Origin of the sequence: Streptomyces mutomycini, assembly GCF_001700505.1 — a bacterium.
Lineage (GTDB): Bacteria > Actinomycetota > Actinomycetes > Streptomycetales > Streptomycetaceae > Streptomyces > Streptomyces mutomycini.
The window spans coordinates 1-13,333 of the sequence record NZ_MAPV01000076.1 but is presented as its reverse complement, the minus strand read 5'-3'; the positions used below and the strand labels follow the sequence as shown (position 1 = coordinate 13,333).

General features: G+C 70.4%; 11 protein-coding genes. 5 read left to right on the top strand and 6 right to left on the bottom strand.

Annotated features, from left to right (window positions below; genetic code table 11):
* Positions 1 to 2,210: ATP-binding protein (locus tag BFF76_RS11880; RefSeq protein ID WP_244167260.1), on the top strand; the 2,210-nt coding region annotated here is incomplete at its 5' end.
* Between the two features lie 14 nt (positions 2,211 to 2,224).
* Here the strand turns inward: BFF76_RS11880 and rpsD are convergent.
* Positions 2,225 to 2,839, bottom strand: a complete 615-nt coding sequence (gene rpsD, locus BFF76_RS11875; protein ID WP_031097728.1) for a 30S ribosomal protein S4 — start codon at positions 2,837 to 2,839, stop codon at positions 2,225 to 2,227.
* A gap of 188 nt (positions 2,840 to 3,027) precedes the next feature.
* Here rpsD and BFF76_RS11870 point away from each other — a divergent pair, with 188 nt between their 5' ends.
* Entirely contained in the window at positions 3,028 to 3,729 is a 702-nt protein-coding gene (locus tag BFF76_RS11870) for a DUF2470 domain-containing protein (RefSeq protein ID WP_078958796.1), read from the top strand.
* Positions 3,730 to 3,736: 7 nt separating this feature from the next.
* On the opposite strand, the gene BFF76_RS11865 is transcribed toward BFF76_RS11870, so the two are convergent.
* The 4 genes from BFF76_RS11865 to BFF76_RS11850 form a co-directional block, all read right to left on the bottom strand.
* Positions 3,737 to 5,110, bottom strand: coding sequence for a replication-associated recombination protein A (locus tag BFF76_RS11865; protein WP_065848169.1), 1,374 nt, complete (start codon positions 5,108 to 5,110; stop codon positions 3,737 to 3,739).
* Between the two features lie 42 nt (positions 5,111 to 5,152).
* The gene (locus BFF76_RS11860; RefSeq protein ID WP_053929107.1) at positions 5,153 to 5,788 is read right to left on the bottom strand and encodes a vitamin K epoxide reductase family protein; all 636 of its coding nucleotides are present in this window, start codon (positions 5,786 to 5,788) and stop codon (positions 5,153 to 5,155) included.
* Positions 5,789 to 6,303: 515 nt separating this feature from the next.
* Positions 6,304 to 7,566 carry a histidine--tRNA ligase gene (gene hisS, locus BFF76_RS11855; RefSeq protein ID WP_031097722.1) on the bottom strand — a complete coding sequence of 421 codons (1,263 nt, stop codon included), beginning with the start codon at positions 7,564 to 7,566 and terminating at the stop codon, positions 6,304 to 6,306.
* A gap of 15 nt (positions 7,567 to 7,581) precedes the next feature.
* Positions 7,582 to 8,268 (bottom strand): MBL fold metallo-hydrolase, encoded by a 687-nt coding sequence (locus BFF76_RS11850; RefSeq protein ID WP_031097721.1) that lies wholly within the window; start codon positions 8,266 to 8,268, stop codon positions 7,582 to 7,584.
* A gap of 147 nt (positions 8,269 to 8,415) precedes the next feature.
* Between BFF76_RS11850 and BFF76_RS11845 the strand changes: the two genes are divergently transcribed.
* The 3 genes from BFF76_RS11845 to BFF76_RS11835 all read left to right on the top strand — a co-directional run bounded on the left by BFF76_RS11845 (position 8,416) and on the right by BFF76_RS11835 (position 11,462).
* Positions 8,416 to 9,198 (top strand): peptidylprolyl isomerase, encoded by a 783-nt coding sequence (locus BFF76_RS11845; RefSeq protein ID WP_065848168.1) that lies wholly within the window; start codon positions 8,416 to 8,418, stop codon positions 9,196 to 9,198.
* A 189-nt stretch (positions 9,199 to 9,387) separates the two neighbouring features.
* Positions 9,388 to 10,617: a DUF349 domain-containing protein gene (locus BFF76_RS11840; protein ID WP_065848167.1), complete on the top strand. Its 1,230-nt coding sequence runs from the start codon at positions 9,388 to 9,390 to the stop codon at positions 10,615 to 10,617.
* Between the two features lie 242 nt (positions 10,618 to 10,859).
* Complete coding sequence (locus BFF76_RS11835; RefSeq protein ID WP_031097715.1) at positions 10,860 to 11,462, top strand: ALF repeat-containing protein; 603 nt, start codon at positions 10,860 to 10,862, stop codon at positions 11,460 to 11,462.
* Between the two features lie 47 nt (positions 11,463 to 11,509).
* Here the strand turns inward: BFF76_RS11835 and BFF76_RS11830 are convergent.
* On the bottom strand, positions 11,510 to 13,333 hold a 1,824-nt coding region (locus tag BFF76_RS11830; protein ID WP_065848166.1), incomplete at its 5' end, for a RelA/SpoT family protein.

Here is a 13,333-nt window from a genome sequence, read left to right as displayed (position 1 = left end):
CGCCCGACGACGCGGAGCCCTCCCCCGTGCGCGGAAATCTCCCGGCGGAGCTGGACGCCTTCGTGGGACGCGACGACGAACTGGCCGAACTCGAGCCGCTCCTGCGTGAGTCGCGGCTCGTCACCGTCGCCGGGGTGGCCGGGGTCGGCAAGACCCGGTTCGTGACCCGGTTCGCGGCCCTGATGGAGAAACGGTACTGCGACGGTGTGTGGATGGCCGAACTGTCGGACGTCCATGACCCCGCGCTGCTGGAGCACGCACTGGTGGACGCGCTGGGGCTCACCGACCACACCAGCAGGCCGCCCCGCGCCATGCTGGTCGAACACTGTGCCGAGCGCCGGCTCCTGCTCGTGGTCGACGGCTTCGAGCATCTCGCCGGGCCCTGTGCCGAACTCGTACGGGAACTGCTGCGCCGGTCGCCGCGTCTGCAGGTGCTCGCGGCCGGCCGCCGCCCGCTGCGGGTGGACGGTGAACTCACCTTCCCTCTGGCGCCGATGAGCGAGGACGACGGGCTGGAACTGTTCGCCCGGCGCGCCGCCGCGGTGCGCCCGGGGTTCCGGCTGACGGACGGCGACCTGGAGACCGCACGGGAGCTCTGCCGCAGGCTCGACGGCATCCCGCTCGCGCTGGAACTCGCCGCGGGACGGCTGCGGGCCCTGACGACGGAGCAGGTGCTGCAGCGTCTCGACGACCGTTTCCGGCTGCTGACCGGCGGCAGTCCGAGCGCACTCCCCCGTCACCAGACGCTGCGTACGGCGATCGGCTGGAGCCATGAGCTGTGCGCTCCCGAGCAGCGGCTGCTGTGGGCGCGGCTCTCGGTGTTCGCCGGGCAGTTCGACCTGGAGGCCGTCGAGTACATCTGCAGCGGCCCCGGCCTCCCGGCCGGCTCCGTGCTGGACGTGCTGGACGAACTGCTGGCGCAGTCCCTGGTGCTGCGCGAGGACGCGGCCGCCGGCAGCCGCTACCGGCTGCTGGACACCGTGCGGGAGTACGGCGCCGAGTGGCTGCGGGCGACCGGGGACGCCGAGCGGCTGCGCCGCCGGCACCGGGACTGGTACCTGGGCCTCGCGACGTGGTGCGAACTCGACTGGTTCAGCCCGCGGCAGGCGGAGGCCGCAGCGCGGATCGACGGTGAACTGCCCAACCTCCGCCGCGCGATGGAGTGCTCGATGGAGAACCCCGAGGAGGTCCATCTCGCCCAGTACCTGGCGGGCACGCTCTGGTTCTACTGGGTGGGCTGCGGGCGCCTCTCCGAGGGGCGCCACTGGCTGGACCACGTGCTGGAGGAGGACTCCCCCTACGACCACTCGCGGCTGAAGGCCCTGTGGGTACTCGGCTACGTCGCGGTGCTGCAGGGGGACCCGGCCGGCGCGGTGTCGGCCCTTCAGGAGTGCCGCGAGGAGGGTGAGCGCACCGGGGACTCCACCGCCGTGGCCTACGCCGTGCACCGCACGGGCTGCCTCTCGATCGTCACGGACGATCCGGCCCGCGCCGAGGAGCTGCTCCGCGAGGCGCTCGGGCGCTACCGGGAGATCGGCGAGATGAACAGCAACGTGCTGATGGCCCAGGTCGAACTGGGTATGGCCGTGGCGTTCCGCGGCGATCTGGACGAGGCCGCGGCGATCTGCGACGAGGTCAGGGAGATCTGCGAGGACCACGGTGAGCGGTGGGCGCTGGCCTACGCACTGTACGTCCTGGGCTACGCGGCGCTGCGGTCCGGGCTGGGCCGGCGGGCTCGCCGGATGCTCGGGGAGTCCCTCTCCATCGCGCACGCCTTCCACGATCTGCTCGGCACGGCCCTCGCGCTGGAGCTGCTGGCGCTGGTCACGGTGACCGAGGGCGACGCGGCGGAGGCGGCGGTGCTGCAGGGAGCGGCGGACCGGATCTGGCCCTCGGTGGGCCTGCGCCTGTTCGGCTCCGCCCACTACGGCAGGCCGCGGGCCGAGTGCGAGGAGCGGGCCAGGGCGGAGCTCGGCGGTGAGCGCTACGACGCGGAGCGGCGCTCGGGGCGCCGGCTGGACCCGAAGGCCGCGGTGGCCCGGGCAGTCCGTGCCGGCGAGGAGGACGGTGACGAGGGCTGCGCGGAAGACGGCGCGGCCGGGGAACGGGCGCCGGGTGAAGGGACAACCGGCGGGGCAGGCGCAGCCGGGGAAACGCGAAGGCCCGCCGCCTCCCGTACGACAGGGAGGGGCGGGCCCGAGCTCGGTTGAGAGCTACGCCTGGATCAGCGGGCGTAGTACTCGACGACGAGCTGCTCGTCGCAGATGACCGGGATTTCCTTGCGGTTCGGGTCACGGTCCAGGCGGAAGGCCAGGGCCTTCAGGTTCACCTGGAGGTAGCGCGGGGTCTCGCCGTCCGTGTCGTAGCCACCCTCACGGGCCACCTGGAAGGGGACCTTGGTGCGGCTGCGCTCGCGGACCTGCACGACGTCGTCGGGGCGCACGCGGAAGGACGGCTTGTCGACCTTGCCACCGTTGACCTCGATGTGGCCGTGGACGACCATCTGACGGGCCTGGTAGATGGTGCGGGCGATGCCCGAACGCAGGACCAGGGCGTCGAGACGGCGCTCGAGCTCGACGACCAGCGCCTCGCCCGTCTTGCCCTCGGCCTTGCGGGCGCGGTCGTAGGCACGCGCCATCTGGCGCTCGCTGATGTCGTACTGCGCACGCAGACGCTGCTTCTCGAGCAGACGGACCTTGTAGTCCGAGTTCTGCTTGCGGCCACGGCCGTGCTCGCCCGGCGGGTAGGGGCGGGCTTCGAAGTACTTGACAGCCTTGGGCGTCAGGGCGATGCCGAGGGCACGCGACTTCTTGACCTTGGGACGCGACTGGTTAGGCACGTTCTCCAGACCTCCGTTGTAGGTTAGGTTAGGCTTACCTTACTCAAGGAGATCGCATGTCTCGCCCTGGGAACACCACACACGTCACGGACAGCACAGACAGCGGCAGCACACCAGAAGGTGCTGCTACGACGGAAGGCCGATCTGATCGTGGTCAGCCGCGTCCCAGCGGGCTTGAAAACACTCGGATGCCGTCAGCAGCCGAACGCACACGAACTCTCGTACAGAGTACCTGCTCCGCGGTGCTGCTCGTACCGGGGCTGTCGGTGGTCCACCCCGACCAGCTGATGCCCGACAGCAGGAGCATGGGCCCCGAGGGGGATGTGTTCCTCGAGTTCCCCGCCGATTCCCCGGTCGTGCGGGCCGCGACGCGCGCCCAGGGCGACGAACTGACCGCTGTGCTGGAGATCACCGATGTCGCTCCGGTCTCCGTCCCGCACCGGATCCGCGGCCGCGCCCGGATCGCCGGCTGGCTCACCGCCGTACCGGGGCTCGCGGAGCCCGGCCGGATGATGCTGCGGCTGGAGACCGGAGAGGCGTCCGTCGACGATCTGTGGGGATTCGAGGAGGTGGAGCCGGATGCCTTCCGGGACGCCCCGGCCGATCCGCTGGTCGCCCATGAGGCCGAGCTGCTCCAGCACCTGCACGCCGCCCACGGCGAGCAGATGGCCACACTGTCCGCGCTGCTCGGTGACCGGGCCAGGTGCGGATGTGCCGAGCACCGGCTCGACGCCGTCCCGGTCGCACTCGACCGCTTCGGCCTCCGGGTCCGCTTCGTCACAGACGGCAGCGCCTGCTTCGACGCCAGGTTCGAATTCCCCGATCCCGTACGCGACATCGGCGAGCTGCGCCGTGCGATGCACACCCTCTTCGAAGCCGCGTCCTGCTGAGGCGCGGTCACGAGGACCCGGAACCGCCCTGCTCACCGCGGCCGAGCCGCTCGCGGACCCGGTCCGCCACGTCGGCGTAACGCGCCTCCGCGCCGTAGCGCGTGGGCTCGTAGTAACGCCTGCCGCGGACGGCGTCCGGGGCGTACTCCTGGGCGGCGATTCCGCCGGGCACGTCGTGCGGGTAGACATAACCCTGGGCATGGCCCAGCTTGGCGGCGCCCTTGTAGTGGCCGTCCCGCAGATGGGCCGGGACCGGTCCCGCGAAACCCCGGCGCACGTCCTCCTGCGCTGCGGAGATCGCCAGCGTCGCCGCGTTCGACTTGGGGGCGAGCGCCAGCGCGATCGTGGCGTGGCTGAGCGTGAGCGCCGCCTCGGGGAAGCCGATCATGGCGACCGCCTGCGCGGCCGCGACCGCCGTGGGCAGCGCCGTCGGATCGGCGAGCCCGATGTCCTCACTGGCGGAGATCATCAGCCGCCGCGCGATGAAGCGCGGGTCCTCCCCCGCCTCGATCATCCGGGCGAGGTAGTGCAGTGCGGCGTCCACGTCGGAGCCGCGGATCGATTTGATCAGGGCGCTCGCGACGTCGTAGTGCTGGTCGCCGTCGCGGTCGTACTTCACGGCGGCCCGGTCGACGGTCTCCTCGAGAGTCGTGAGCGTGATCTCCGCCTCGTGCGTGGTGAGGGCCGCTCCGGCGGCCGCCTCCAGCGCGGTCAGCGCACGCCGCGCGTCGCCGCCGGCGATGCGCAGCAGATGTGCCTCGGCGTCCTCGGGCAGGGTCACCGCGCCGCCCAGCCCGCGCTCGTCGGTCAGCGCCCGGCGCAGGAGCGCGCGCAGGTCCTCGTCGGTGAGCGGCTCCAGGGTGAGGAGCAGGGAGCGCGACAGCAGCGGAGAGATGATCGAGAAGTACGGATTCTCCGTCGTGGCCGCGATCAGGGTGACCCAGCGGTTCTCCACGGCGGGAAGCAGTGAGTCCTGCTGCGCCTTGGAGAAGCGGTGGATCTCGTCGAGGAAGAGGACGGTCTCCTTGCCGAAACCACCGGTGGCACGGCGGGCGCCCTCGATGACGGCCCGGACCTCCTTGACACCCGCGGTGATGGCGGAGAGCTCGACGAAACGCTTGTTGGTGGCCTTGCTGACCACGTACGCCAGGGTCGTCTTGCCCGTGCCGGGCGGGCCCCAGAGGATCACCGACGAGGGACCCGCGGGGCCTCCCCCGCCCTCGCCGACGAGGCGGCGCAGCGGTGAGCCCGGCTTGAGCAGATGCTGCTGGCCGACCACCTCGTCCAGCGTACGAGGGCGCATCCGGACAGCGAGGGGGCTGCTGGACGGGTCCTTCTCCTGGCGGTCTTCGGCTGCTGCGGTAAAGAGGTCGGGCTCCACACGCGAAAGCCTATGTCACCCCACTGACAGGACCGCCTGGCGTCAGCTGGTCCAGAAGTCCCACCAGCGGGTCAGGATCAGCATGCCGATGATCCCGGTCCACAGCACCGGCGGCACCCAGTGGAATTCGGTGAGGGCGTTCCGCAGCCAGGCGGGGGCGGGCAGGATGCCGTGCTTGATGTTGTGCGTGGTCACGTAGCAGAACATGAAGATGGTGGCGACCCAGGCCAGGCAGCACCACAGGCAGAGCGAGTTGATGTTGTACAGCGACTGGTACTGCAGCCAGGTGCAGAAACCGACGCCGAACAGCGTGCCCGCGTTGAGGCCCAGCCAGTACCAGGCGCGGAAGCGGGCACCGGCGAGGAGCGCCATCCCGATGCCGATGACCACCGAGTAGGTGGCGATGCCGAGCATGGGGTTGGGGAAGCCGAAGGCGGCCGCCTGCTCGCTCTTCATGATGTTGCCGCACGCGACCACCGGGTTCAGGCTGCAGCCCGGGACGAAGCCCGGGTCCTCGAGCAGCTTGAACTTGTCGATGGTGATCACCCAGGCGGCGAGCAGCCCGGCCGCTCCCGTGATCACCAGCAGCAGCGCGAGCGCGCGACTGCCGCCGAAGGTCCTCGCGCCGTTGTCCTCGTCCTGCCGGGAGGAGGGGTGGTCTACCGCTGCCATCGTCATATCGCCGTTCCATCACCGAGTAGTCAGCCGGGCACGGTCATTGTGCCGCACCACCGGCACGGCCATCCGTTCGATGGACATAAAGGTTTTCCGGACCTGAGCCGGGGCGCAGAGGTACGGAAGGTCCTCGCCCTGCGGTGGGAACAGCGGTTGAGGTGCTGGGACTTCGCGAGGGGTACGGCGGTCCGAGCGCCGGGAAGGGTCTCGACCTGCGGATCAGTGTCGCGGAGGTGTCCGGTGTCCCCGGGCCGGACGGTGCCGGGAGGAGCCCGGCCGCGGGGGCACCGCGGGCGCGTTCCGCGCGCCCGGGGCCGGGGCGGCCACCACCGGCCACCGGCGGCGTTCCAGGATCGCGGTCTCCGTCAGGATGAATCGGCTCCCGCCGAGTTGACCAACCCCCGGTCGGCCCGGAGGAGGGGGCCGGCCGGTCGGCCCGGAGGCGGGACCCTGTGCCGGGACGCACCTGTGCCCGCCCGGAGGACCGGGCGGGCACAGGTGCGGACGGATGCCGTGGTTCAGGCCAGCTTGGCCTGGACCACGGTCACCAGGTCCCCGACCGCCACTGCCTCCTGCTCGCCGGACTCCATGTCCTTGAGCTGGACGTTGCCCTCGGCGAGGTCCCGCTCACCGGCCACGACGGTGTAGCGGGCGCCCGAGCGGTTCGCGCTCTTCATCGCGCCCTTCAGACCGCGGCCGCCGAACGCGAAGTCGGTGGCGACACCGGCCTTGCGCAGATCGGTGACCAGGCCGAAGAGCACCCGCCGCGCCTCTTCGCCGAGCGGCACCGCGTAGACACTGGTGGTGGCGGGGATGTCGAGCCCGATCCCCTCGGCCTCCAGCGCGAGCACCGTGCGGTCCACGCCGAGCGCCCAGCCGACGGACGGCAGCGCGGGGCCGCCGATCATCTCGGACAGCCCGTCGTACCGGCCGCCGCCGCCCACCGCGGACTGCGAGCCCAGACCGTCGTGGACGAACTCGAACGTGGTGCGCGTGTAGTAGTCGAGACCGCGTACCAGCTTCTCGTCATCCTCGTAGACCACACCGGCCGCCGTCAGCAGATCTCGGACCTCCTCGTGGTACGCCTTGCAGGCGTCGCAGAGGAAGTCGCGCAGCATCGGGGCACCGGTCAGCTGCTTCTGGACGTCGGGCCGCTTGTCGTCGAGAACCCGCAGCGGGTTGATCTCGATGCGCCGGCGGGTCTCGTCGTCGAGGTCGAGGTCACGCAGGAACGTCTGGAGGGCCTCCCGGTAGACGGGGCGGCACTCCTTGTCGCCCAGCGAGTTCAGCAGGATGCGGAACTGGCTGAGGCCGAGCGAGCGATAGGCCTGGTCGGCGAGGATGATCAGCTCGGCGTCCAGCGCGGGGTCCTCGGTGCCGATGGCCTCGGCACCAACCTGCGAGAAGTGGCGGTAGCGGCCCTTCTGCGGGCGCTCGTAGCGGTAGTACGAGCCGGAGTACCAGAGCTTGACGGGGAGGTTGCCCGCCTTGTGCAGGTTGGCCTCCAGGGCGGCGCGCAGCACGGACGCGGTGCCCTCGGGGCGCAGCGCGAGCTTGTCGCCGCCCTTGGTCTCGAAGGCGTACATCTCCTTGGACACGATGTCGGTGGACTCGCCGACGCCCCGCGCGAACAGGGCGACGTCCTCGAAACCGGGCGTCTCGATGTAGCCGTAGCCGGAGTTCTTCAGGGGCTCGGCGAGCGCCGCACGCACCGCGAGGTACGTCGCGGAGTCCGGCGGAATCAGGTCGTACGTGCCCTTGGGGGCCTGGAAGGTGCTCACAGCTTTTTTCTCTCGTCACATTCCTCGGCGGGGCGCGTCCAGTCCGTGCAGATACGGGTTGGAGGCGCGCTCGCGGCCGATGGTCGTCTGGGGTCCGTGGCCGGACAGCACCACGGTCGAGTCGTCGAGCGGCAGGCACACGCGGGCCAGCGACTCGAGCAGCTCGGCGTGGTCGCCACCGGGCAGGTCGGTGCGTCCGACGGAGCCGGCGAAGAGCAGGTCGCCCGAGAAGAGGACCTGCGGTACATCCGCGGCCTCGGGCATCCGGAACGTCACCGACCCCTTCGTATGGCCGGGCGCGTGCGCGACGCCGAACTCCATGCCTGCCAGCTTCAGCACGGCGCCGTCGGTCAGTTCCCTGACGTCGTCCGGCTCACCCACGGTGAGCTCGCCCATCAGCGGCATCCCGATGGAACGGCCGAGCGCCTTCTCCGGGTCGCTCATCATGAAGCGGTCGTCGGGGTGGATCCAGGCTGGGACGTCATGGGCGCCGCACACCGGGACGACCGAGGCGACGTGGTCGATGTGACCATGGGTGAGGACGACGGCGACGGGCTTGAGCCGATGCTTCTTCAGCGTTTCCTCGACGCCCTGGGCGGCCTGGTGGCCCGGGTCGATGATCACGCACTCCTCGCCGGCGGCGGGGGCGACCAGGTAGCAATTGGTCCCCCAGGCCCCGGCGGGGAACCCGGCAATGAGCACGATCGTCCTTAGTGTTCGTCCGACGAGGAGGGCCGCGGAGGGAAATGCGGCAGATCAGAGACTACCGGCGCTCCTCATTCCACAGCCAACCCATATACCGTACGGGCATTCCAGGTCCGATCACACGACGTACAAGGAGACCATCCGGTGGTCAGCAGCGATCAGCGGCGGCGGCAGCTCGCCCGGGAGAAGTTCGAGCGGCAGCAGCAGCGCCGGGAGGAAGCGCGCCGGAGGACCAGGCGCCTCGCGGTGATCATCGCCTCGTCGGTGGCCGTGGTGGCGGTCATCGGTGCCGGCGCCTATGTCTCGCTCGGCGACGACGACTCGAAGACGGACGCCGCCGCGGACGCCAGCCCGTCGCCCTCGCCCTCGGCGAGCGAGAGCAGTGTTCCCGAGCCCGCGATGAAGATCGACAAGAAGTCGAAGTACGCGATGTCGCTGAAGACGAGCCAGGGCGACATCGGCATCGCGATGGACGCGGCGAAGACCCCGCACACCACGAACTCGTTCAAGGCCCTCGCGGACAAGGGGTACTTCGACAGCACGAAGTGTCACCGGCTGACCACGCAGGGCATCTTCGTCCTGCAGTGCGGCGACCCGAAGGGCGACGGCTCGGGCGGCCCCGGTTACACGATCCCGGACGAGAACCTGACGGCGCTGGGCAAGCCGGGCGACGACGGGTCGGTGACCTATCCGGCGGGCACCGTCGCGATGGCGAACACCGGTCAGCCGGGCACGGGCGGCAGCCAGTTCTTCCTGGTCTACAAGGACACCAAACTGCCGCCGAGCTACACGCCGTTCGGCACCATGGACGGCGCGGGTCTGAAGGCCGTCAAGAAGGTCGCCGAGGCGGGCGTCGAAGGCGGGGCCGGCGACGGTGCGCCGAAGAAGGCCGTCACGGTCGAGAAGGCGACGGTCGACAAGGCCTGACCCCTCGGCCGGCGGGCCTGCGACCGGTCACCCGGCCGGAGCGGAGAATTTCAGCCGCGCTGAGTGCGGACAGCCGGGCGGCCGGTCGCCTAGATTGGCGTTGTGCAGGGCGGGCGCAGCCCGCCCCAGGAAACTGTGGACGATGCACGGGGGGCGAACCCCCTCGATGCATCAGGTGGAGGAGGCGCTGTGAGCAGCGACCCGTGGGGCCGTGTCGACGAGACGGGCACCGTGTACGTGCGTACGGCCGGGGGCGAGCAGGTCGTCGGATCGTGGCAGGCCGGTTCCCCCGAGGAGGCCCTGGCCTATTTCGAGCGCAAGTACGACGGTCTGGTGGTCGAGATCGGCCTTCTCGAGCGGCGGGTGAAGACCACCGACCTCTCGGCGAAGGACGCCACGGCGGCGATCGATCACCTGCGTCAGCAGGTCGACGAGCACCACGCCGTCGGTGACCTGGCCGCGCTCGGCAATCGGCTGGACGCGCTCGTCGCGACGGTCGACTCGCGCCGCGAGGAGCGCAAGGTCCAGAAGGCGAAGCAGACCGACGAGGCCCGTCAGGCCAAGGAGGCGCTCGTCGTCGAGGCCGAGGAGCTGGCGCAGAGCGAGCAGTGGCGGTCGGCGGGTGAGCGTCTGAGGGCGCTCGTCGACACGTGGAAGGGGCTGCCCCGTCTGGACCGCAAGTCCGACGACGAGCTGTGGCACCGCTTCTCGCATGCCCGTTCCGCCTTCTCCAAGCGCCGCAAGGCCCACTTCGCGGCGCTGGACGCCCAGCGCGAGGACGCCCGCAAGGTCAAGGAGAGGCTGGTCACCGAGGCCGAGTCGCTCTCCGGCTCGACCGACTGGGGTGCGACGGCCGCGCGTTACCGCGACCTGATGACGGAGTGGAAGGCGGCGGGACGCGCCCAGCGCGAATCCGAGGACGATCTGTGGAACCGCTTCCGCGGCGCCCAGGACGTGTTCTTCGCGGCGCGCAGCGGTGTCTTCGCCGAGCGGGACGTGGAGCAGGGCGAGAATCTCAAGCTCAAGGAGGAGCTCGCCGCCGAGGCCGAGAAGCTGGTCCCCGTGAAGGACCTGAAGGCGGCCAGGGCCGCGTTCCGTTCCGTCAACGAGCGCTGGGAGGCCATCGGCCACGTCCCGCGTGACGCCCGCCCGAAGGTCGAGGGCCGGATTCAGGCGGTGGAGCGGGCGCTCCAGGAGGCCGAGGAGTCCGAGTGGCGCCGGACGAACCCGGAGGCGCGGGCCCGTGCCGAGGGTCTGACCGGTCAGCTCCAGGCGGCCGTCGACAAGCTGCGCACGCAGATCGACACGGCGCGCGCCTCGGGCAACAACGCCAGGGCCGACAAGCTCTCCCGCGAACTCGAGGGCCGGCAGGCGCTGCTGGACCAGGCGCTGAAGGGCCTGGAGGAGTTCGGCGGCTGACGTTTCCGCCTGGCCACGTGGAGGAGGGGCTCCCGNNCGGGAGCCCCTCCTCCACGTGCGGGACGGCCGGAAGGGAGCGCATACAGCGGCAGGACGCGTGCGGACGGCAGTGAAGGGGCGCCATGACTGCCGGGATCGCGCAGTGAACCCGGGCCTGCGGAGCGCGAGGATGCTCGAACCGGCGGGAAGCAGTGCGTCCGCCGGACCGCTTGAAACCACTACGTCCTTGAGGCAGGCCACCCGTGAGACCGACTCGTGCCGTTCTGACCGTCACCGCCACCGCTCTGTTCCCGGCCCTCGTTCTCGCCGGACCGGCGTTCGCCGCCGCACCGGCGTCCCCGCCGCCGGCTGCCGCGACGGCGGTCGCCGAAAGCCCCGCCGCACCGGTGAACGAGACGTCCGACGACGACCTCCGTGTCGCGATTCTGCGCATCCTGGCGGACGAGGACAGCGGCACGAGGGTCATCCGGGAGGCGAACGCAGCCCTCGACAACGGCACCACGGAAGCCATGCGGTACTTCCTTGAGACCGGCTACCCGCTCGCCCGGGCCGAGGACGACCACGTCGCCCTGTTCCGCATACTCGGCGACCCGGACTCCGGGAAGCGGGTCACCGAAGAGGTCAACGCGCTGCTCGACAGCGGCACCCCGCAGGACATCCGGCAGTGGCTGGAGACCGGCTACCGGCTCGCGCAGGCCGAGGACGACCGTGTCGCCCTCTTCCGGATCCTCGCCCGCCCGGACATCAGCGACGCGCTCCGCGCCGCGGCCGGTGAGGCGATCGACGGCACACCGGAGGAGATGCGGTACTTCCTGGAGTACGGGCAGTACGAGATCGGCGGCTGACGCACCCAGGTGCCGTCAGGGCGGTACTGACCGCCCTGACGGCACCGTCAGGGCCGCCGCGCCGAGGTGACGCGGTAGACGTCGTAGACGCCCTCCACGCCGCGTACGGCCTTCAGGACGTGGCCCAGGTGCTTCGGGTCGCCCATCTCGAAGGTGAAGCGCGAGGTGGCCACCCGGTCCCGGGAGGTCTGCACGGCCGCCGACAGGATGTTCACGTGCTGGTCCGACAGGACGCGTGTGACGTCGGAGAGGAGCCGCGACCGGTCCAGCGCCTCGACCTGGATGGCGACGAGGAAGACCGACGACTGGGTGGGCGCCCACTCGACCTCGAGGATCCGCTCCGGCTGCTGCGAGAGCGAGTCGACGTTGACGCAGTCCGCACGGTGCACGGAGACGCCGCTGCCCCGGGTGACGAATCCGATGATCGGGTCACCGGGCACGGGGGTACAGCAGCGGGCCAGCTTGACCCAGACGTCCTCGACGCCCTTGACGACCACGCCGGGATCCGCGTTGGCACGGCGCTTGCTGCGGCCGTGGGAGGGCGGGGTGCTCTCGGCGAGATCCTCGTTGGCCTCGTCGTGGCCGCCGAGGGCCTGCACCAGCTTCTGGACGACGCCCGCCGCGGCGACATGGCCCTCGCCGATCGCCGCGTACAGCGACGAGATGTCCGGGTAGCGCATCTCGTGCGCCAGCGTGACGAGGGAGTCGCCGGTGAGGATCCTCTGGATCGGCAGGTTCTGCTTGCGCATGGCCCGCGCGATGGCGTCCTTGCCCTGCTCGATCGCCTCGTCGCGCCGCTCCTTGGAGAACCAGGCGCGGATCTTGTTGCGTGCCCGGGGCGACTTGACGAACTGCAGCCAGTCACGGGAGGGCCCGGCGCCGGCCGCCTTCGAGGTGAAGACCTCCACCAGGTCACCGTTGTCGAGAGTCGACTCCAGAGGGACGAGCCGCCCGTTGACGCGAGCTCCTATGGTCCGGTGGCCGACCTCCGTGTGGACCGCGTACGCGAAGTCGACCGGCGTCGCACCGGCGGGCAGCGCTATCACGTCGCCCTTCGGTGTGAAGACGAAGACCTCGTTGCGCGACAGGTCGAAGCGCAGGGACTCCAGGAACTCGCTGGGGTCCTCGGTCTCCTTCTGCCAGTCCAGCAGCTGGCGCAGCCACGCCATGTCGTTGACGGTGTCCTGGCCGCGGCCGCCGCCCGTATTCCTGGGAACGTCCGTACGCACCTTGGAGGCGCCCGCGACCGCCTCCTGCTTGTACTTCCAGTGCGCGGCGATGCCGTACTCGGCGCGGCGGTGCATGTCGAACGTGCGGATCTGGAGCTCTACGGGCTTGCCGCTGGGACCGATCACCGTGGTGTGCAGTGACTGGTACATGTTGAACTTGGGCATCGCGATGTAGTCCTTGAACCGCCCCGGCACCGGATTCCACCGGGCGTGGACGGTGCCGAGCGCCGCGTAGCAGTCGCGGACGGTGTCGACGAGGACGCGGATGCCCACCAGGTCGTAGATCTCGGCGAAGTCGCGGCCTCGCACGATCATCTTCTGGTAGACGCTGTAGTAGTGCTTCGGCCGTCCGGTGACGGTGGCCTTGATCCTCGCGGCGCGCAGATCCGCCTGAACCTCGTCGGTCACTATGGCGAGGTACTCGTCACGCTTGGGCGCACGCTCGGCGACGAGGCGGACGATCTCGTCGTACATCTTGGGGTAGAGGATCGCGAAGGCGAGGTCCTCCAGCTCCCACTTGATGGTGTTCATGCCCAGGCGGTGAGCCAGCGGCGCGTAGATCTCGAGGGTCTCGCGGGCCTTCTTCTCCTGCTTCTCCCGCTTGAGGTAGCGCATGGTGCGCATGTTGTGCAGCCGGTCGGC

Coding starts and splice junctions, on each gene's coding strand:
- BFF76_RS11870 (WP_078958796.1), top strand. CDS start 3,028: ATGCCGTCAGCAGCCGAACGCACACGAACTCTCGTACAGAGTACCTGC.
- BFF76_RS11860 (WP_053929107.1), bottom strand. CDS start 5,788: ATGACGATGGCAGCGGTAGACCACCCCTCCTCCCGGCAGGACGAGGAC.